20 protein-coding genes are annotated in these 20907 nt (G+C 58.2%); 3 read left to right on the top strand and 17 right to left on the bottom strand.

Translation table 11 applies throughout. The features are described 5' to 3' along the window. Nucleotides 1-3: 3 nt before the first annotated feature. From AC2FPW_RS03410 to AC2FPW_RS03425, 4 genes are all read right to left on the bottom strand, one after another. Entirely contained in the window at nucleotides 4-885 is an 882-nt protein-coding gene (locus AC2FPW_RS03410; RefSeq protein ID WP_496812555.1) for a fructose bisphosphate aldolase, read from the bottom strand. Nucleotides 886-958: 73 nt separating this feature from the next. Next, nucleotides 959-2308, bottom strand: a complete 1350-nt coding sequence (locus AC2FPW_RS03415) for a cytochrome P450 (RefSeq protein WP_496812556.1) — start codon at nucleotides 2306-2308, stop codon at nucleotides 959-961. After that, a complete protein-coding gene (locus AC2FPW_RS03420; RefSeq protein WP_496812557.1) occupies nucleotides 2305-3507 on the bottom strand; it encodes a hypothetical protein in 1203 nt (400 codons plus the stop codon). Before AC2FPW_RS03420 ends, AC2FPW_RS03415 begins: the two co-directional genes overlap by 4 nt. Nucleotides 3508-3569: 62 nt before the next feature. Next, nucleotides 3570-4322: a cytochrome c biogenesis CcdA family protein gene (locus AC2FPW_RS03425; RefSeq protein WP_267364596.1), complete on the bottom strand. Its 753-nt coding sequence runs from the start codon at nucleotides 4320-4322 to the stop codon at nucleotides 3570-3572. 106 nt (nucleotides 4323-4428) lie between these two features. Between AC2FPW_RS03425 and AC2FPW_RS03430 the strand changes: the two genes are divergently transcribed. Beyond that, entirely contained in the window at nucleotides 4429-4662 is a 234-nt protein-coding gene (locus AC2FPW_RS03430) for a sulfurtransferase TusA family protein (protein WP_480481072.1), read from the top strand. 44 nt (nucleotides 4663-4706) lie between these two features. On the opposite strand, the gene AC2FPW_RS03435 is transcribed toward AC2FPW_RS03430, so the two are convergent. From AC2FPW_RS03435 to purC, 7 genes are all read right to left on the bottom strand, one after another. After that, nucleotides 4707-7499: an Rne/Rng family ribonuclease gene (locus AC2FPW_RS03435; RefSeq protein ID WP_496812558.1), complete on the bottom strand. Its 2793-nt coding sequence runs from the start codon at nucleotides 7497-7499 to the stop codon at nucleotides 4707-4709. Nucleotides 7500-8002: 503 nt separating this feature from the next. Then, nucleotides 8003-9337 carry a sigma-54-dependent transcriptional regulator gene (locus AC2FPW_RS03440; protein WP_267364599.1) on the bottom strand — a complete coding sequence of 445 codons (1335 nt, stop codon included), beginning with the start codon at nucleotides 9335-9337 and terminating at the stop codon, nucleotides 8003-8005. Nucleotides 9338-9349: 12 nt separating this feature from the next. Beyond that, nucleotides 9350-11095 carry a sensor histidine kinase gene (locus AC2FPW_RS03445; protein WP_480493249.1) on the bottom strand — a complete coding sequence of 582 codons (1746 nt, stop codon included), beginning with the start codon at nucleotides 11093-11095 and terminating at the stop codon, nucleotides 9350-9352. Between the two features lie 69 nt (nucleotides 11096-11164). Then, nucleotides 11165-11833: a phosphoribosylformylglycinamidine synthase subunit PurQ gene (gene purQ / locus AC2FPW_RS03450; RefSeq protein WP_209504013.1), complete on the bottom strand. Its 669-nt coding sequence runs from the start codon at nucleotides 11831-11833 to the stop codon at nucleotides 11165-11167. Nucleotides 11834-11844: 11 nt separating this feature from the next. Further along, nucleotides 11845-12888 (bottom strand): zinc-dependent alcohol dehydrogenase family protein, encoded by a 1044-nt coding sequence (locus AC2FPW_RS03455; RefSeq protein WP_496812559.1) that lies wholly within the window; start codon nucleotides 12886-12888, stop codon nucleotides 11845-11847. Nucleotides 12889-12891: 3 nt separating this feature from the next. Then, the gene (gene purS / locus AC2FPW_RS03460) at nucleotides 12892-13122 is read right to left on the bottom strand and encodes a phosphoribosylformylglycinamidine synthase subunit PurS (RefSeq protein ID WP_117872765.1); all 231 of its coding nucleotides are present in this window, start codon (nucleotides 13120-13122) and stop codon (nucleotides 12892-12894) included. A gap of 286 nt (nucleotides 13123-13408) precedes the next feature. Further along, entirely contained in the window at nucleotides 13409-14164 is a 756-nt protein-coding gene (gene purC / locus AC2FPW_RS03465) for a phosphoribosylaminoimidazolesuccinocarboxamide synthase (RefSeq protein WP_209504015.1), read from the bottom strand. Nucleotides 14165-14350: 186 nt separating this feature from the next. On the opposite strand from purC, the gene AC2FPW_RS03470 reads away from it, so the two are divergent. Both AC2FPW_RS03470 and bmt read left to right on the top strand, forming a co-directional pair. Beyond that, entirely contained in the window at nucleotides 14351-14671 is a 321-nt protein-coding gene (locus AC2FPW_RS03470; protein ID WP_267364605.1) for a DUF1476 domain-containing protein, read from the top strand. Nucleotides 14672-14795: 124 nt separating this feature from the next. Further along, nucleotides 14796-15809, top strand: a complete 1014-nt coding sequence (gene bmt, locus AC2FPW_RS03475; protein WP_267364607.1) for a betaine--homocysteine S-methyltransferase — start codon at nucleotides 14796-14798, stop codon at nucleotides 15807-15809. A gap of 6 nt (nucleotides 15810-15815) precedes the next feature. Here the strand turns inward: bmt and AC2FPW_RS03480 are convergent, their stop codons facing one another. From AC2FPW_RS03480 to ccmE, 6 genes are all read right to left on the bottom strand, one after another. Further along, entirely contained in the window at nucleotides 15816-16592 is a 777-nt protein-coding gene (locus tag AC2FPW_RS03480) for an enoyl-CoA hydratase-related protein (protein WP_480485732.1), read from the bottom strand. A gap of 76 nt (nucleotides 16593-16668) precedes the next feature. Then, nucleotides 16669-17124, bottom strand: a complete 456-nt coding sequence (locus AC2FPW_RS03485; protein ID WP_496812560.1) for a cytochrome c-type biogenesis protein — start codon at nucleotides 17122-17124, stop codon at nucleotides 16669-16671. Continuing rightward, nucleotides 17121-19085 (bottom strand): heme lyase CcmF/NrfE family subunit, encoded by a 1965-nt coding sequence (locus AC2FPW_RS03490; RefSeq protein WP_480869252.1) that lies wholly within the window; start codon nucleotides 19083-19085, stop codon nucleotides 17121-17123. The genes AC2FPW_RS03485 and AC2FPW_RS03490 overlap by 4 nt, the downstream gene beginning before the upstream one ends. 75 nt (nucleotides 19086-19160) lie before the next feature. Then, entirely contained in the window at nucleotides 19161-19739 is a 579-nt protein-coding gene (locus AC2FPW_RS03495; RefSeq protein WP_496812561.1) for a holin family protein, read from the bottom strand. Then, nucleotides 19730-20341 carry a holin-associated N-acetylmuramidase gene (locus AC2FPW_RS03500; protein ID WP_496812562.1) on the bottom strand — a complete coding sequence of 204 codons (612 nt, stop codon included), beginning with the start codon at nucleotides 20339-20341 and terminating at the stop codon, nucleotides 19730-19732. Before AC2FPW_RS03500 ends, AC2FPW_RS03495 begins: the two co-directional genes overlap by 10 nt. 116 nt (nucleotides 20342-20457) lie before the next feature. Beyond that, nucleotides 20458-20904, bottom strand: coding sequence for a cytochrome c maturation protein CcmE (gene ccmE / locus AC2FPW_RS03505; RefSeq protein ID WP_209504023.1), 447 nt, complete (start codon nucleotides 20902-20904; stop codon nucleotides 20458-20460). Between the last annotated feature and the right edge of the window lie 3 nt (nucleotides 20905-20907).

The raw sequence follows: 20907 nt of genomic DNA on the forward strand, positions 1-20907 counted from the left end.
GGATCAGACCGAGGCTTTGAAGATCTTGTCGATATTGCCGCCCAAAGCGGTGTTGAATTCGGCATCCGACTGCTGTTTCGAGAGACCTTCGGTCAGTGCGCGCGAGAAAGACGCAATCATTTTGCCGTTCTGTCCCAACAGGTCGCAGGCCTCTTCGGTCGAATACCCACCTGACAGCGCAACAACGCGCAGAACGCGCGGATGGTCGGCCAGTTCGTCATACAGGTTTGCCTGTGTCGGGATCGTCAGCTTCAGCATGACCTCCTGCCCCTCACCCAGCTGGTCAAGGTTCTTCAGGATTTCAGCTTTCAGAATGTCCTCGGCCTCGGCCTTGGTTTCTGAATGAATGTTGACCTCAGGCTCGACGATCGGAACCATTCCGGCGTCAGTCACTTCACGGGCAACGTCGAATTGCTGGGCGACCACGGCCGCGATGCCTTCGGCATTGGCCTCATGGATGACCGAACGTTCCTTGGTGCCGAATACGCCTTCTGCCTTTGCCAGCGTATCGGTCAGACCGGGGATCGGCTTCATCAACTGAACGCCGTTGACCTGATCCTCGAGGCCCTTGTCGATTTTCAGGAATGGCACGATGCCTTTGACCGACCAGAGGTAATCAGCAACCTTGCGGCCCTCGATCTCTTCACCAAGGGTGCGTTCGAACAGGATCGCACCGATGACTTTGTCTTTGGTGAAGTCATTTGCCAGAATGATCCGCGCGCGCATCTTTTGAATTTCGCCGAACATCTCAGCGTCCGAGCTATAGGTCGACGCGTCAACGCCGTACAACGCCAGAGCTTTCGGGGTCGAGCCGCCGCTTTGATCCAATGCCGCGATAAAGCCTGCGCCGTTGATCATCTGCGCGCGCTGTTCTGCTTTGGCCATACTGTTTTCCCGTTCAATGATGATTCCGATGTCTTCCCCCGCATACATCACAGTCAGGACCGATGGTAGTTTGTTAGCGCTCAACCAGCCGCAACCATATGCCATCCCTGGATCGAACTGTCAGATGGGCCACCGGAACCGGCGTTTTGCCGCTGATTGTTTCGAATTTGAAATTCCGCACCAGCATCGACAGGATCAGCGGCCCTTCGACCATGGCAAACCCGGCCCCGGTACAGACGCGGGGACCCGCGGAAAATGGGATATATGCCTTACGCTGGCATGTTTTGCCGTTTTCACTGTTCCAGCGGGTCGGGTCAAAGCCGTCGGGATTGTCCCATAACCGTTCGTGACGGTGCAGATGCCAGGGGCTGATGACGATTTGTGATCCGTTCGGAACGTCCCTGTTTCGGAACTGGTGTGGGCACGTGGCCTCTCGCACCATCATGGGAACCGGCGGGTAAAGGCGCAGTGCCTCGCGAAACACGTCGCGGCTGATCTTGAGTTTGGAAACCGAGGCAAAGGTCGGATCGTCCAGAGCGGCAGCTTCGTCAGCAATCCTTTCCTGCCATTCGGGATAAAGCGACAGCAGGTACAATGTCCACGCCAGGGCCGATGCGCTGGTTTCATGGCCTGCCAGAAAGAAGATCGCGACCTGATCGACCATTTCTTTGGGCCCGAAAAACTGACCGGTTTCAGGATCAGCGGTTGTCATGATCTTGGTTGCCAGATCATCGGGGGCGGTTCCGGCCTTGATCGCCTCTGCCCGCTCATGGGTCAGGTCAGTGATCAGGTTACGAATGTCTTCGGCGTTTTTCCGTGTCGTCCGGGAGTGGAACCGAGGCATCCATTTGGGCAGCGGAACGAAAGCTGCAAGGTTCAGCAGAGGTTGTTCACGCTGGTAGTTACGGAACTTTTCAAACACCTTGCTGGCTATGGCGTGGTCGATCGGTACCGAAAACAAGGTGCGAAAAATCACATCTGCTGCGGCGTGGCTTGTCTGTTCTTCGACTTCGATCTGTTTGCCGACATGGGGGCGCAACCGCTCAACACAAGCGTCTGCTGCGGCCAGCATTGCGGGAAACGTGTCTTTCAGCCGCCCGCCCTCAAATGCCGGGTCAATGATGCGCCGCTGACGTTTCCACGTCTCTCCATTGGTTAGGAACACCGAATTTCCAAGCAAGGGGCGCAGGCCTTCGCTGATCCGGCCCGATTTAGGAAAATCTTCGGGGCTTTTCCTGAGGACGATGTCAATCAGGTCCGGTTCATTGACCAGGAAGGACCGAAAGAAGGGTGTCCTGAATTCGGCCATCCACGCGCGATAAAGGCGCGCTGGCTGCGCAGACAGCAGATCCTGACGAAACAGTTTCAGGTAACGCAATAGGGAAACCTTGTCTGCGCGTGGCTGGGGCTTTGGCGGGTTCATGGGCGAACCGACGTGTATTTGGACACAGGCGTCTCAATCCGGCTGCGTGAGGGGGCACGTCCTCGGAAACGCTGTTTCAGCGTCAAAGGGCCTGCTGTAATTCGGAAATAGTCGTAAATACCCGGCGTATCGAATGCGCAAAGGTACTGAAAATGCAGCCGGAAGAACCGCCAGCGCAGGGCTTTCCAACGTTCAGGTGCCAGAGTTTGCGTAAAGGCCGCCGACAGGACAAGCGGCCAGCGTTTGTCCGGCCCGGCCACCCCTGTAACGGCCACCGGATCACACAGCGCAAATGCGCAGCCATCCCCGGGGGCCGAGACATCGACCCACGTGATGTCCGGACTGGAAGACAGGAATTGAAGGTCGGACCGAAGGCCATGCGCATTTGGCAGAAAGGACACCATAGGCATCACCTGCCCCAGGCTGAGGAACGACAACTCTGCCCTCTGTTTCGGAACCGCCCTGTCGCGGATCAGGTCGGCCAGAACAGACACCCCCAGATGCGCACCCGAACTGTGGCCCACCACCAGAACCTCATCCACACCGGATATCAGCGCGGCTTCAAGCGCTTTTCGGAATGCGGCCAGCCTTTCCTTCAGTTTAAGCGGAGTTTCCCCCTTTAACTGTGCGGAATAGGCGTAATCATGCATCAGGTAGTAGGCAAACAACCGGTTGTCGATCTTGCGGAACCACAGCATCAGCGCAACCGCAACGGCGATACCCGGAAACAGACCCCACCAGCCAGCCATCGCCACGGATGCCCACACGACTGCAAACGCAACCAGCAGCTGAGACACCAACATCGCCACCGGATAGAGCGCCGCAATCACCGGGCCTTTGCGCAACCGCATCAGGCGCCACAAAGCACCGGTCGAAATGTATATCCACGCCGTGTGGGCCAACTGCGCATAGGTGGCAGGGATCGACGCGGACATGCTGTCGCGCACGATGTCTGACCAGACCAGTACTTCGATCTCCGTCTCGACGGACGCACCGTCCTGAATGGACGTCACGGACCAGCCGAACAGACCCTCCGCGGACTTGGGAGCCATGGCGATCTCATATCCCGAAATCCGGGCCTGCGCTTGCGACTCGGTTCGGTAAAGCTCGCGATATCGTCGTGGCGGCATCGGGTCATAACCGGGGATGTAGAACACCCGGCGTTTGCGCACCTGTGACTGATTTCTCTGACTGCTCATGCCTTTACCTTCTGCCGCGCAGGTTAACGCAGGCTTTAGGTCAAGGTAAGGGGGTCAGACGCTCAGCCGAAATTCGCAAGTGCCGGGAAGGTTTCCAGCAACCACCAGCTGAAGCGGGTGAACAGGCCTGTGACCAGCATGATGCCCACGAACAGAAGCAGCCCCCCCATGACCTTTTCGATCACACCCATATAGGGCTTGATCCGGTTCATCACCGTCATAGAGCGGTTTAGGAACATGGCTGCGAGCAGGAACGGAATACCCAATCCGGCTGCATAGACACCCAGCAACAGCGTGCCCCGCGCCACCGAGGCTTCGGTCGCCGCAAGGGACAGGATCGCGCCCAGTTGGGGCCCGATACAGGGCGTCCAGCCGAATGCGAAGGCCAATCCAAGAATATAAGCACCAAAGACCGAGCCACCGGAATCACCGGTTTCGATCCGCGCTTCGCGGTCCAGAAAGGGGATGCGGAAGACATTCAGGAAATGCAGGCCAAAGACAATGACAACGGCCCCCGACAGCTTGGCAAAAAGTACCTGATTTTGCAGCACGAACACTCCAAAAGCAGATGCGGTAAAGCCCAACAGCAGAAAAACCGTCGACAGGCCCAGCACAAAGAACAGCGCTGACATGGTTGCCTTGCGCCGGGCGCGGGTCTCATCCTGCATTTCGTTGATCGTGACGCCGCTCATATATGCCAGATAGGGCGGCACGATGGGCAGCACACAAGGCGACAGAAAGCTGATCAGGCCACCCAGCAGGGCAACAAACATGGCGGGCAGCAGCCCCGCGTCTATGATTTCTATTCCGAACATGTCTAAGCACATAAGTGATGATTGGCGGTCCGTCACGGGGCCAATGAGTCACATCCTCGTGCTTGGAATCTGGACAATATTACAACTACGCCCTATCCCGAAAATCATGTCAGAGATTACAGATACGCTGGATGCGCTGGGCCTTCTTTGCCCGCTGCCCGTCCTCAAGGCCCGCAAACGGCTGAAATCCATGCCGCAAGGTTCTGTGTTGCGTGTACTGGCTGATGACCCGGCAGCCATCATCGATGTCCCGCATTTTTGCGCCGAAGCTGGCCACACATTGCTGTCTCAGGATTTGGATGGCGAACATCAGGTCTATCTGATCCAAAAATCCGACTGACTTAATGATATAAAAAAAGGCGGGCAAATCTGCCCGCCATTTCATCAGTTGCCCAACGACCACCATCCGCGCCGTTTGGGCCTGTCGGATTTTGGCTCAGGTTCATCTGCCACAGTTTCAAGCACCGGTTCAGGTTCTGCTGCAACGGGCGTTTCTTCCACGGGCGCGTCTTCGACCGGCTCATCCGCAGATTGAATTTCAGGTTCCTCCACCGCAACGACCGCTTCAGCTTGCGCGACTTCCTCAGTCTGCTCGGCAACCTCTGTTGCTTCCGGCTTAGCGTCAGCAGTCTCAGCCGCTTCGCTTTGCTCGGCGACAGCCGCCTTGGCAGGTTCGGATTCAGCGTCCGAGGCCGCCTCTTCGACCACCGGTGCATCAGCCCCGGTATCGGCATCAGTTGCTTCTGTCTGTTCCGAAGCCTCTTCTGCCACCGCATCTTTCTTACGACGGCGCGGAGCGCGCTTGCGTTTGGGCTTGGCGGGTTTTTCCTCTTCCGTCGCTTCGGCATCGGTTGCCTCGACAGCGGTCTCGGTTTCAGCGGATTCGCCTGCGGCATCCTCCTGCTCTGTCCCTTCACCGTCATCCGCGCCCTGTTCCGGCGCGTCACCATTGCCCCCGCCCTTCTTGCGACGACGACGGCGGCGCTTTCGCTTGGGTTTGGTGTCATCTTCGGTCGGCGCGATATCCTCTTCGGTTTCTTCCTCGTCCGAAGAATCGACCAGATCCATCAGCGAGGCATCGACCGAAACGACAGGTGCTATCGCTTCGGGAACAATGCGGCTGGCGGTCTTGAATTTCTCCATCGAGAAATCCGGGCTGACCAGATGCACATCGCCTTCGATCCGCACAGACAGGCCATAGCGCGATTCGATCTGAGCAATATGCTCGCGCTTCTGGTTCATCAGGAAGTTCGCGATACTGACCGGGCAGCGCACCAGAACCTCGCGTGAGCGGCGGCGGGTGCCTTCCTCTTCGATCTGACGCAGGATCGACAGCGCCATGTTGTCGTCCGAACGGATCAGGCCGGTGCCGTGGCATGCCGGGCATGGCTGTGTGGTCGCCTCGATCATACCGGGGCGCAGCCTCTGACGGCTCATCTCGAGCAGGCCAAAACCTGAAATCCGGCCGACCTGAATGCGGGCACGGTCGGTTTTCAACTTGTCCTTCAGACGCTTTTCAACGGACGCATTGTTCTTGCGCTCGTCCATGTCGATGAAATCGATGACAATCAGACCGGCAAGGTCACGCAGACGCAACTGGCGGGCCACTTCTTCCGCAGCCTCCAGGTTGGTTTTCAGCGCCGTTTCCTCGATCGAGCCTTCTTTCGTGGCCCGGCCCGAGTTCACGTCGATCGCCACCAGCGCTTCGGTCACGCCGATCACGATATACCCGCCAGATTTCAGCTGAACAGTCGGGTTGAACATCCCCGCCAGGTAGCTTTCCACCTGATAGCGTGCAAACAGCGGCAGCGCGTCCTCGTACCGTTTCACATTCTTGGCGTGCGACGGCATGATCATCTTCATGAAGTCTTTGGCGATGCGGTATCCGCCCTCGCCCTCGACCAAAACCTCATCGATATCGCGGTTATAAAGGTCCCGGATCGACCGTTTGATCAGATCGCCTTCTTCATAGATCTTCGCAGGTGCGATGGATTCCAGGGTCAATGCCCGGATCTGCTCCCACAGGCGTTGCAGGTATTCATAGTCGCGCTTGATTTCCGATTTGGTGCGCTTGGCGCCCGCAGTCCGGATAATCAAACCCGCCCCCGTGGGCACATCAATATCCGCGGCGATTTCTTTCAGTTTCTTGCGGTCAACCGCGTTGGTGATCTTGCGGCTGATCCCACCGCCACGGGCGGTGTTTGGCATCAGAACACAATAGCGACCGGCCAGCGACAGATATGTCGTCAGGGCTGCCCCTTTGTTGCCGCGCTCTTCCTTGACGACCTGCACCAGCAACACCTGGCGCACTTTGATCACTTCCTGAATCTTATACCGGCGTGGGCGTGGCTTGCGCGGAGGGCGGATGTCTTCGCTGTCGTCTTCCTCGGCCACGGATTCAATCGTGTCATCTTTCGCGGCAGCGTCAGCGTGTTCTTCATCCGCGTCGCCATCATCTGCGTCCCGGTCATCTTCAGACAATTCAGACGCTTCATCGCCATCGTCAGCGCTTGAAGCATCCGCCGCGTCATCAGAATCCCCTGCTGCGTCGTCTTGTGAAGCCTCAACCGTTTCAGCCTCTGCCTCGTCTTCCGAAGCCGTTTCCTCTGCAGTGTCATCTGACGCAGCTTCCGGCGCTTCGTTGTCCTCAGGCTCCTCAACAGGTGTTTCAGCGACGACTTCCATTGGCGATGTCCCCTCGGGCACCTCCATGTCCGCTTCGTCACTGTCGTCAAAATCGATGGTTTCCATACCGGTCGGCTCGGTCGAAACTTCCATCGTTTCGACCAAATCGTCCGACTTCAGATCCGCGGCCTTTGATCGGGACCGAGAACGCCGCTTTTTCGGCTTGCCCTCGTCGGCCTCATCCCGCGCCTTCATGGCTTCGGCATAGGCGCGCTCTTCCTCCATCAACGCCTCGCGGTCGGCGATTGGGATCTGGTAGTAGTCCGGGTGAATTTCCGAAAACGCCAGGAAGCCGTGCCGGTTCCCGCCATAATCCACAAAGGCCGCCTGAAGCGACGGCTCAACCCGTGTTACTTTTGCAAGATAGATGTTGCCAGCAAGCTGGCGCTTGTTTTCGGATTCAAAATCGAACTCCTCGACCTTGTTTCCGTCGACCACCACGACGCGGGTTTCCTCCGCGTGGGTGGCATCGATAAGCATTTTCTTAGCCATGTGTCCTTGGTGCACCGCGCCAAACGCGTTGTCCTGACCCGTCCAGGTGGACAGGCACATTTGGGGAGGTGTCTTGTCAGGGCGATATTGGACGGCGCGCGGAAGGGTCTGGCGCTGTGGCCCCCTGCCCGGTCACTCAATCGTTGCGCGCGCGTCATCGCGGTTCTTCTCCGACAGGCGCGTTAGCCGCAGCCTGCCCATTATTCCTTTCGCCCGACATGTCGGACTCAGGTACTACATTGCCCCAAATGAGGCACAATCGGTCTGCTTTGCGGCGAACAATCCGTCATCACCATCAGCAAAGCAGCGAAACTCAATGATTCGGGGCTTATGGACACAAAAACTGGCCCGGCCCGTCCGGACACAATAAAAGCAGTCCTGTGGAAAAGACAATGGGCAAACTGCACCGCCCCTGCCACGGCGTGCGGGATCGCCTTCATCTGGCCAAAAATATCCCGGGGGAGTCGCCAAAGGCGACGGGGGCAGAGCCCCCGCCACAAAGTTTACAGATAGTCCGACCGCTGGAGGCCGTATTTGGCCATCTTTTCATTCAGCGTCCGGCGCGGCAGGCACAGCTCATCCATCACAGACGCGATCGAGCCTTTGTGCCGCCGCATCGTGTTGTCGATCAGCATCCGTTCAAAGGCTTCGACATATTCCTTCAGCGGCTTGCCTTCAGTGGTCATGACCGGCTGCATTTCCTCGTGATCTGACATCAACAGCGAAGCGATTGTTCCGGACCCGCGGCGCGATTGCAGCACCGCGCGTTCGGCAATATTGATCAACTGGCGCACATTCCCCGGCCAGGGCGCCTGCAACAGCTGCGCCGCTTCCTGAGCACTTACCTGAGGCGCGTCACAGCCGTATTCTTCGGCGAACTGCTCGCTCAGACGGGTAAACAGGGTCAGAATATCCTCGCCCCTCTGGCGCAGGGGCGGCATGGTGATGCGCAAGGCGGCCAGTCGGTAGAACAGGTCCGGCCGTAAGACATCTTCGGAGGTTTTTCCCGCCTCTTGCAGGTTCGAGATCGCAACGATGCGTGTCTCGGCCGGTGTGCCCTGCTCGTTCATCACGCTGAGCAGCTTGGCTTGCAGGGAGTCGCTGAGCGCCTCGACATCTTCCAGAACCAGCGTCCCGCCCCGCGCCTCTTCGATGGCGGGCAATTGGGCATCTTCGGGCATCATCGGCCCAAACAGACGTTTGGCCAGCGCGTCTTCCTCGAGCGCCGCGCAGGACACCAGCACGAACTTCTTACCGGCGCGGCTGCCAACCGCGTGCAGGGCGTGTGCAACAAGCGTCTTTCCGGTTCCTGTCTCTCCGTCGATCAGCACATGGCCATCCGCCTGACCCAGATCGAGGATATCCTCGCGCAGACGTTCCATAACCGGGCTGGCGCCGATCAGCTTGTTCATGATCTGGGTGCCGCCGGACAATTCCCGGCGCAGCGCGCGGTTGTCCAGCGTCAGACGCCGCGCATTGCTTGCCCGTTTGGCAAGTTCTGACATGCGGTCGGGATTGAAGGGTTTTTCAAGGAAGTCGAATGCACCGACACGCATCGCCTCGACAGCCATCGGAACATCGCCGTGACCGGTGATCATGATCACGGGCAACGTGCTGTCAGCGCCCATCAGCTTTTTGAGAAGCTGAATGCCGTCCATTCCGGGCATCTTGATGTCCGAAATCACTATCCCCGGATAGTCCGGTCCCAACACCTTGAGCGCATCTTCCGCGCTGGCAAAGGTTTCCGTGTCGTAGCCGGACAAAGCGAGCCACTGGCTGATCGACTGGCGCATGTCCTGTTCATCGTCAACAATGGCAATTTTCATGGCTTGTGCCATAGTCATTCCTCGTTATTCCGCGGCTTCAAGGCCGTCGCTTCCCAGTGCAGGCAACTGCATTTCAAACACCGCACCGCCATATTGGCCGTTGCGCGCAGTCAACCGTCCCCCATGGTCGTTCACGATCCCTGACGAGATGGCAAGCCCCAGACCAACACCGTCTCCGGGCTGTTTGGTCGTGTAGAACGGTTCGAACAGGTTTTCGATATCCTCGATTCCGTGCCCGTTGTCGCGTACGGTCAGCACTGCCATATCACCTGCTGCCAGGATGATTTCCACATCCGGCTCCACCACTGATTTGGTGGCGTCCAGCGCGTTTCGCAAGAGGTTGACCATGACCTGCTCGATGCGCATTCGATCCCCCATCACGATCACAGGTTCCTCTGGTACGATCTGCGTGATCTTCACGTGGCGCTGACGCAGCTGAGGCTCCATCATCGACAGGGACGAGGCCAGCGCTTCACCAAGATTTACTGGTGAAAACGCATCCGCGCCCTTGCGTGCATAAGACTTGAGCTGCCGGGTAATTGCGCCCATCCGTTCGATCAGACCATCGATGCGGCCAAAGCTGGCAAGGGCCTCTTCCGGGCGGTTGCGGCGCAGCAGCAGACGGGCCCCGGCCAGATAGGTTTTCATTGCCGCCAGAGGCTGGTTCAACTCGTGACTGACCGCTGCCGACATCTCGCCCAGAGCGGCCAGTTTCGAGCTTTGCGCAAGCGTCTGTTCCGCCAAATCCAGCGTCTTTTCAACCCGTTCACGTTCAGCGATTTCCCGCTGTAGCCGTGCGTTCAATGCGCGAAGCTCTGCCGACTCGCGCTGGAACAGGGTCATGCGCAACGTGGCACGGCGGCTCAACGCATAGAACGCAAGCGCCAGAAGAATCGCAAACCCCATGATTTCCAGCGCCAGAACGCTGTTCACCTTTTCCCGGATCGAGGCATAGGTCGTGAACGAGGTCATCTGCCAGCCGCGGAACGGAATGCGCGTCTCGATCCGCATCACAGCTTCGCCCTGAAGGTAGGCATCAGGCGGCAGCGCGGTCCAATCGGTTGTTGCACGGATGGCGCGCTGAATCGCTCCTTGTGGAGGTTGGCGCAGCATCGCCGTGTTCTCATCCAGCCCGCGCCACCGGGGTTCAGTAGACAGAATGATGTTGCCGGTGCTGTCGGTAACCATCACTGCATCCGAGATACCGGCCCAGGCGCGTTCGAACTTCTGCAGGTCAACCTCGACGACGATCACCCCCAGAAACTCCGCCCCGTTCTCCAACCGGCGCGAATACACAAAGCTGTATCCGCCTGCATCCTTGGGAATAACGGAAAATATCGTCGCGTTCGAGCGGATCGCATCCACAAAATAGGGTGTGTTCCGGTGCCCCTCGCCCAACCTGTTCCGGTCGGTCGCGGCAACTGTGCGCCCGTCGCTGTCCAGCAATACCAGTGAGGCCGCGCCGATCTCTTCCACGAATGAAATAAGGCGCTGTGTCGACAGGGTGTAATCGCCTGACTGCAATGCCGAAATCAACGTCGGGTCGCGGGCAAGCAATTGCGGAACAATCGAGTTGCGGCGCAGTTCACTCAGCAAGTTGCCCGAATACAGCGTCAGCCGCAGTTCCGCCCGGTTGCGCGTGGATTCGGTGAACCTGTCGGTCAACAGCCGGTTCGTGACCCACACCGTTGCAATTGTCGCGACCAGCAGAACAAGAACCGCCAGCCGCAACCGCCAGCCCAGCGGTGCACCACGAAACGGTTTCAACATATTTGACCAGCCAGATCGAACTTCGGGGTTCATGGCGAAAGGTTACGCCCCGGCGGGCGAGACCTCAAGTCACGCCGCTTCAAACACACCTGACAATGCGCGGAACAACGCCACCCCATCTGTGCCGCCATGGCCCTGATCTGCTGCGCGTTCGGGGTGCGGCATCATTCCAAGCACGCGGCGGTTTTCCGACAGGATCCCGGCGATGTCCCCGACCGAGCCGTTCGGGTTTTCGGCATAGGTGAACGCGATCCGGTCCTGATCTTTCAAAGCGGCCAGTGTCGCGTCATCCGCAAAATAGTTGCCATCGTGGTGCGCAATCGGAATACCGATCACATCGCCTGCGTTGTAACCGCTGGTAAACGCGCTGTCGCTGGTTTCGACCTTCAGGCCGACGGTCTTGCAGATATATTTCAGCCCGGCATTGCGCAGCAACGCGCCCGGCAGGATGCCGGTTTCCGTCAGAACCTGAAAACCGTTGCATATTCCAACGGCATAACCGCCACGTTGCGTGTGTTCGACCACGGCCTTGCAAATCGGCGATTGCGCCGCGATTGCGCCGCAACGCAGGTAATCTCCGTAAGAGAACCCGCCGGGAACACCCACGATATCAATACCTTCAGGCAAAGCCGCGTCTTTGTGCCAGACCATATCGACCTGAAAACCGGCCTGCTCAAAGGCGACGGCAAGATCTCGGTCACAGTTGGATCCAGGGAATACGATTACGGCTGCACGCATGGTGGGCCCTCCTACGAGACAAAATCTGTGACAACCGCAACACCCGGAGGCGTTGGATGGTCAAAAGCGGCAAGCTCGGCGCTTACCTGGTTCAGGGTTATTTTCCGGGTCACCAGCGGGCTCAGGTCGACCCCTTGACCCGCGATCAGCGACAACAGCGACGGATAGCGCCAGCTTGGCATCCCGCGGGTGCCAAATACGGAGAGCTGACCAGAATAGAGCACATCCATCGGCAGCGACATCTGCGCATGGTCCCCTGCGGGCATTCCGATTTGCACCATGCGCCCCATTTTGCGCAGGGATCGCATGGCGGAAACGGTCGTGGCTTCGACGCCAAGCGCCTCGATCGCAACATCGGCGCCGCCACCGGTGATGTCCTTCACCGCCTGAGAGGCATCACATGTCGCAGCGTTGACCACCGCATCGGCGCCCAGAGTTTCGGCATAGGCCAGCTTGTCCTCGGCGATATCGACAACGATAACGCGCGCGCCAAGCGCCTTGCCCAGAAGAAGTGTTGATATTCCGACGCCGCCGCCGCCAAAGACGGCGATCCACTCGCCACCCTGTACCTGCGCCCGGCCAACAAGCGCCTGCCACGCCGTGGTTACGCGGCACCCTAATGCGGCAGCGATTTCGGGCGCGACGCTGTCTGGCAAGGATGTCAGGTTGGCATCGGCATGAGCCACGGCAACATATTCAGCAAAAGCCCCGTCACAGGTAAAGCCGGGTACGACCTGGTTCGGACAGATTGTCTGATGACCCTGCGCGCAGTCCGGGCAATGCCCACAGGCTAGGATGAAGGGCGCAATCACCCGGTCCCCGACACGCCACCGTGTGACGCGCGTTCCGACCGAGACCACCTCGCCGCAAAACTCGTGACCGGGTGTCATGGGCAGGACAACGTCGGGGTCTGAGCCCGACCAGGCGTGCCAGTCGGACCGGCACACGCCGCAGGCCAGCACCCGCACCACAACACCGTCTTCGGTGGGAACCGGGTCGGGGATCGTCGACACCTCAAGCGGTTGACGATAGGTGATCAGACGCGCGGCCCGCATCAATCAGACCAGTTCGATCTCGTAGCGTTCGATGACGGTGTTGGCCAAAAGCTTTTCGCACATCTCGGTCACGTCTGCCTCGGTCGCGCCATCGGCAAGCTCAAGATCGATGACTTTGCCCTGACGTACGCCTTCGACCTGATCAAAGCCCATTGCACCCAATGCGTGCCGTACTGCTTCGCCCTGCGGGTCCAGCACCCCGTTCTTGAGCATCACATGAACCCGTGCTTTCATTTTGGCAACTCCACCTGTGGGCCGCATACAAGGCCCATTTCGTTGCGCGGGGGATAGCGCGCCTGATGGGTTTCGACAACCCTGTTTCAAACGCAGTTTGCCGCAGGCGAGTGACGATCCTGCGCCGTCAGTTGGACCTGAGTAGTTTTGTTGGCGCAGCAGCTGGAAACTTCGGAATAGTCATCTGATCAAACGGCCCGGCCACACGCAAACACCCTGCTCGGCCAACAACTTGGCAAAGGCAAAACGCCGCCCTGAGCGGGGCGGCGCTGCTGAGAAGGAGTGTTTAGTTGATCAGCGTCGGCTTGGTAACATTACTGGCAGGCAGCACACCCAGCCTTCGGGCGACCTCGGAATAGGCATCTGTCAGACTGCCCAGATCGCGGCGGAATACATCCTTGTCCAGTTTCTGACCGGTCTTGATATCCCACAGGCGGCAGCTGTCCGGGCTGATTTCGTCCGCAACAACCAGCCGCTGATAGTCGCCTTCAAACACGCGCCCAATTTCGATCTTGAAGTCAACCAGACGGATTCCCACCGCCAGCATCACGCCGCTCAGGAAATCGTTCACGCGCAGTGCAAGGCTGAGGATGTCGTCCATGTCCTGCTGGCTGGCCCAGCCAAACGCGGCGATGTGTTCCTCGGTGACAAGAGGATCGCCCAAGGCATCATCCTTGAAGCAATATTCAACGATCGGACGAGGCAATTGCGTCCCTTCGGCAATGCCAAGACGTTTCGACATCGAACCCGCCGCATAGTTACGCACGATCACTTCCAGCGGAATGATCTCGCAATTGCGCACCAGTTGTTCGCGCATATTCAGGCGCCGGATGAAGTGGTTCGGAATGCCAATCTGGGTCAGCCCGGTCATGAAGAACTCGGACAAACGGTTGTTCAGCACGCCTTTGCCATCAATCACGTCCTTCTTCTCGGCGTTGAACGCGGTGGCATCATCCTTGAAATACTGTACGATGGTGCCCGGCTCGGGGCCTTCATACAGAATTTTGGCCTTGCCTTCGTAGATTTTCTTGCGACGCGCCATAAGCGACCTTTCCAGACTGGCGAAAGGGAATGAGTCCCTTCACGTTGGCGTCCTCATAGTGCAAGCCCTGCGTTCCCGCAAGTTCGCAGCCCCGAGGGCCTTTGACGCAGCGCAAATACCTTGCACCCAGAGTGTCCTATTGTCATATCATCAGTGAGAAACGGTAATCCAAGGGGTCCCCAACCAATGACCACATTCGACGAACGTGAAGCCGCGTTTGAAAGCAAATTCGCCCATGACGAAAAGATGCAATTCATCGCACGGATGCGCCGCAACCGCTTTATGGCTGTCTGGGCGTCTGCGCTGAAGGGCGAAACTGTTGAACAGGCACGGAAATACGGACAGGAACTGGTTCATACCGACCTGCAGCATGTCGGCGAGGACGATGTTGTCGAGGCAGTCAAAGCCTACTTGGGTGATCTTGCAGATGAAGCCACGATCCGTTCGAAAATGGCCGAGCTTCTGGTTGAGGCCAAAGAACAGGTGATGGCGGAAGGCGAACATTGATTGCCTGAAATGCAAAACTCATGATCTTCATGAGTTTTATGAATTTGATTTGACGCCCTGGTCGTGAGACATGGGGCGTCTCTGTTTTTTTGCAGCGTTTTTACGCTTTTTCTGGAATAACCCTATGACAAACGCGCTGAGCAAACTTCTGGACACCAAAGACGCCATCCTTGCGGACGGTGCAACGGGAACCAACTTATTTAACATGGGTCTGCAATCAGGTGATGCGCCTGAGCTGTGGAACGTGGATGCTCCGGACAAGATCAGGGCGCTGTATCAGGGGTCAGTCGATGCGGGCAGCGACCTGTTTCTGACCAATACGTTTGGAGGCACTGCGGCGCGTCTGAAACTGCATGATGCGCAGAACCGCGTGGGCGAGCTGAACCGTATCGGCGCAGAACTTGGACGTGAAGTCGCAGACAAAGCCGGGCGCCCTGTTGTCGTGGCCGGATCGGTTGGACCCACCGGCGAGATTATGGAGCCGGTCGGCAGCCTGTCGCATTCCGAAGCGGTTGAAATGTTTCATGAACAGGCCGAGGCTTTGAAAGCAGGCGGGGTTGACGTTCTTTGGGTAGAAACCATCAGCGCGCCCGAGGAGTTCCGCGCGGCAGCCGAGGCCTTTGCACTGGCCGACATGCCCTGGTGCGGCACGATGAGCTTTGACACGGCCGGGCGCACAATGATGGGTGTCACCTCGGCCGATCTTGCGCTTTTGGTTGAAACCTTGCCAAACCCACCGATCGCTTTTGGGGCCAATTGTGGTACCGGCGCGTCGGATATCCTGCGCACGGTTCTGGGTTTTGCTGCGCAAGGCACCGAGCGCCCGCTGATCTCAAAGGGCAATGCGGGCATTCCGAAATACGTGGATGGCCATATCCACTATGACGGGACACCCGAACTGATGGGTCGGTATGCTGCCATGGCGCGGGATTCGGGCGCCACAATCATTGGCGGGTGCTGCGGCACCATGCCCGATCATCTGCGCAAAATGCGCGAAGCGCTGGATACCACTTCGCGCGGCGAGCGCCCGACACTGGATCAGATCACCGAGGCACTGGGGCCGTTTTCGTCGGCTTCGGACGGAACCGAGGACGACGCGGGCCCCGAACGCCGCACGCGTCGCCGCCGCCGCGCCTAACGCTTATCAACGCCCTTCGAATTTCGGAGGGCGTTTTTCCATGAACGCCACTACACCTTCAGCAAAATCCCGCGACCGGCCACATTCGCCTTGAAGATGCGCCTCGGTCGCAAGCTGCTGCTGCAATGTGTTTTCGTAGGTCCCGCGAATGGCACGTTTGATCGCGCCATAGGCTGCGGTTGGACCTTTGGCCAGATATTCTGCCCTTTTGTGCCAATGTGCGGCAAACGTATCATCGGGCACAGCTTCCCAGATCATGCCCCATTCTTCGGCCTGCCGGGCGCTGATCTTGTCAGCAAACAAGGCGGCCCCCATCGCTTTGGCCAAGCCCATCTGGCGCGGCATGAACCAGGTGCCCCCGGCATCGGGCAGCAAGCCGATACGTGCAAACGCCTGTAGGAAATACGCACTTTCCGTTGCAATAACCACATCCGCACACAGCGCAAGGTTGGCCCCTGCCCCCGCAGCAGGTCCGTTTACAGCAGCGATCGTCGGAACCGGACAGCTGTGGATGGTTTCCAGCATCGGCTCGTATTCGTCGCGCAATGATCGTTCCAGATCGATCTTGCCGGTCGATGATGCATCGCCCAGATCCTGCCCGGAACAAAACGCCGGACCTGCCCCGGTGATAACGATACAACGCGCTTTAACCGCGGCGTCTTTCATCGCGTGGGTAATCTCTGCCCGCATCCGAGTGGTCAGCGCGTTCATCTTGTCCGGTCTGTTCAGGGTCAGAACCGCCAGACCGTCCGATATGTCCAATAGAACCGTTTCGTAATTCATGAAGACTTTTTCCTTCGCGCCACGTGTTTAAGCACGTTTACTTGTCCGGGCTGGTTGGGAAAAGCAGAACCAAACGTCAGTCTTCAAGAATTTGGCGAAGGCGTTCCTGTTCTTCTGCGCTTAGAGCTTCGGTTTCACCTGAAACCTGCGCCCTGGCGCGTGTGCGAAGAAAGTTCAACCCGACTGCGGTAGCGATCAGCAACATGATTGGCCCGGCAAGCCACAACAGCAGATTCGAACCGCTGGTGGTGGGCTTGAGCAAGACATATTCGCCGTAGCGGTCAACGATAAACGCGACAGCCTCTTCGTCGCTGTCACCCGCAACCAGGCGTTCACGCAAAAGCAAGCGCAGATCGCGTGCCAGTTCAGCGTTGCTTTCGTCAATGCTTTCATTGCGACACACCAGGCATCGCAACCCGACACTCAGGTCGCGCGCCCGCTGCTCCAGAACAGGGTCGTCCAGAACTTCATCAGGTTGTACCGCAAACACCGGGGCTGCCAGCAGCAGCAGGATCAGTACAAGGCGTCTCATTCCGCAGGTACTCCGCCAGCGGGGGATTTGCGCGCACCTGCGGCGACACGGAACCGCCTGTCGCTCAGGCTGAGGACACCACCGAGCGCCATCAGGATACATCCACCCCAGATCCAGTTCGCCAAAGGCTTGATATAGGTGCGCATGACCCAGCCGCCATCTGCCTGCTGATCCCCGATGACGACGTAAAGATCACCAAGAAAACGATAGTCAATCGCGGCCTCGGTTGTCGGCATGCGCGCAACGGGATAATCCCGTTTCTCGGGATGCAGCGTTCCGATGACGCGACCGCCCTTTTCGACCAGAACATCAGCCGTGGTTGAAAAATAGTTCGGCCCCTGTACCCGTCGCACGTCCTGCAATGTCAGTGTAAACTGACCCACTTCGAACGGCTGGTTCAGTTGCGCTACACGGATATCTTCCGCCTCCCACGCGGTCAGACCGGCAATCGCAAAGATCGTCACCCCAAGGCCGGTATGGGCAACTGCCTTACCCCAATCGGCGCCCGGAAGTCGGATCAGACGTATGAAGCTGCCATTGCGGCCTGTCCGGCTCCACAAATCAATGGCGGCACCGAATGTGATCCAAGCCCCCAGGAACAAGCCTACGGGTCCTAACGCGCTGCGGCCGGTCTGCATTGCCCAAACCAACAGCGCAATCGCCAGCGCCAGACCAAAGGCATAGCGCAGGGACCAGGCCGTTTTGCCCAGCCGACCGCGTTTCCACGGCAGCATCGCCCCGATTGGCAGGATAAGCCCCAGCAAAACCATGAACGGAGAAAACGCCGCGTTGAAAAACGGTGCCCCAACCGAAAGTTTGCGGTCAAACATCATCTCGGCCACCATCGGCCACATCGTCCCGACAAAAACGACGAAGCAACTGACCGCCAGAAGGACATTGTTCACGATCAGCGCGCTTTCGCGGCTGACCATGCCAAAAACGCCCTTGGCCTCCATCGCTTGCGCGCGTGCGGCAAACAAGGTAAGCGCGCCGCCGATGAAGAAGACCAGAATGATCAGGATGAACACACCGCGTTCCGGATCATTGGCAAAGGCGTGAACCGAGGTCAGCAGCCCCGAACGCACGATAAACGTGCCGATGAGGGAAAATCCAAACGCGATGATTGCCAGCAGAATGGTCCAGCTTTTCAATGCTTCGCGTTTTTCCACAACAATTGCCGAGTGCAACAGCGCCGCCGCCAGCAGCCAGGGCATGAAGGACGCGTTTTCGACCGGGTCCCAGAACCAGAAGCCGCCCCAGCCCAGTTCGTAATAGGCCCACCAGGATCCCAGCGCGATACCGATAGTCAGGAAAACCCAGGCCGCCAGCGTCCAGGGGCGTACCCATCGGCCCCAGGCCGCATCAATACGCCCTTCGATCAGGGCAGCAATCGCAAAGCTGAATGCCATGCTCAGCCCGACATAGCCGAGGTACAGAAACGGTGGGTGGAAGGCCAGCCCGGGGTCTTGCAGCAGCGGGTTCAGGTCGCGCCCGTCAAACGGCGCGATGGCAAGCCGGTCAAACGGGTTCGACGTGAACAGGATAAAACCGAAAAACGCCACGGCAATAGCCGATTGAACGGCCAGAACACGGGCTTTGAGTGTCGGTGGCAAGCCACCACCAAAGAAGGCCGCCATCGCACCAAACAGGGTGACGATCAGCACCCACAGCAGCATAGATCCTTCGTGGTTGCCCCATGTTCCACTGATCTTGTACAGCATCGGCTTTGCCGTGTGGCTATTCTCGACCACAATCCTGAGGGAGAAGTCAGACGTTACAAACGCCCAGATCAATGCACCAAATGCAAACGCTGTCAGCAGGAACTGGACGATCGCGGCGGGCTCTGCAAAGCCCATCCAGCCGGTCCAGCGTTTTGAGGCGCCGATCAGGGGAACAACGCTTTGCACGATTGCGACAAAGAACGCGAGGATCAGGGTGAAGTGGCCAAGCTCTGTAATCATGCCCCGGAATATACGCCGGTGCGGAACCGGGGGCCATGACCTTTAGCTTGTTCTGCACGCACAAAGTGTCGCGGGTCAGATACCGCGTAGCTTTCGCCAATCGTTCAGCGCCTGGTTTTCCTCGGGACGTATGACATCGCTGTTCAGCACAGCATCCGGACCGGGATCAGCAACTCCCGGGCTGTCGCTCTGCATCGTGCGCAAGGCCTCGATATTGCTCATGACCGTTGGCAGTTGCGTCATGGTTGAGCGGATATCCCTCTGAAAATCCTGCATTTTACTTTGGTGACGCGCGCCAAAGTAAAACGATACGATCACGCCCAGCAACCACCACAGCGGCTCTGGGACCAAGGCTATGCCCTGCATCCGTGCGGCAAACCATATTGGGTCGACCATGGCGGCAACAAACAAGCCAAGCGTTCCCAATGCCAGCGCCGGGCGCGGTAACCTGTTCACGCCGTCCATGACACGGTCAAACAGCCCCTTTTGAGGTGCTTGAAATTCGCTACCGAACTGCACCATGGCCTGAGTTTGAATCTCATTGGCGCGTACTGCGCTTGCTTCGGTGTTTTCACGATAGAGTTCTGCGGTTTCCTGTAAGACGTTGCGCCCGTTACCAAACAAAAGCGCCAGCACACCTGAAATCAGCCCCATGCCGCGATCCTTCTGTTAAATTCGCTGTCCGAAAGATGATAACGCGGCGACAGAAACTCTTCGGCCCGTATTATCCAGCCACCTTTGCCGCCTGAACGGTTGCGCGCGTATTTTCTGGATGCAGGCCGTCGATCAGCAAGGCGAAAATAGTAGTTTCGCCGCGCAATCCCGTAGGCGTCGCGCAGGACGTCGGGCTCTGGCTGCGCCGCGCTTTGGCAGGCCGCCACGGTTTGCGGGCCTATCACGCCGTCGGTGGTGACGTTAAACCCCATTTCCTGTAGCAGCCGCTGAAGGATCTTGACCGCCTGCGCACCGGCATTCACATACATGTCGAAAACCGAAGCATGCAGGATTTCGGGAAGCTCCGCAATGTGCGGCTTGTCGAAATAGTGCTGCACAAAGATGTCGACCGCTTGCCGAGGGGACACTGCGCGCACATCCGCCTCGTCAACCCGGCCGTCGCCAGTCAGATCCAAACCCAGCCTGCGCAGGGTGTGAATCGTGACCCCGAACTTGGTTGCCCCGCCCGGATCGTCGGGGTCATCAACAAAGCCCCCTTCACGGGCCACAATCTCTTTGGCAATTTGCCGAACCGTTTGCATACCACCCTCGTAACGTTAGGTGGCCACACCGTTTCCGACAGATATTAATGATTTAAAACGAAACGGAGCGCTGTATGCACCATGCACGCAACGCTCCGTAACAGATTCAAACGGCTTCAGCTTTCTTCCGCGCCTTTATAGACACCTTGCTCTTTCAGAGCGTCCATGACCTCTTTCGGCATGTAGGTCTCATCATGTTTGGCAAGAATTTCAGTCGCTTCAAAGACGCCGTTCACGTAACTTCCCGTGCCGATCATTCCCTGATTTTCCGAGAAAAGGTCAGGTAGAACACCTGTGAACGAGACCGGAACGCTTTCGCCGCCATCCGTTACAACAAAACGGATGGTTTCGCCCTGTCCGCGGATGATCGAGCCTTCTTCGACCAAGCCGCCAATCCGAAACACTTCGGTCGGTTTCGGCGGCTCTGCAATCACCTCGCTGGGCGAGCGGAAAAAGTTGATCCCGTCCTGCAATGCCCAACCAATCAACGCAGTTGCCGCCACCAAGGCAACAACTGCCACCAGAATGACTTGTACACGCCGACGTTTCTTGAGCGTTTTCATACC

This window comes from Ruegeria sp. SATB027 (genome assembly GCF_059613825.1).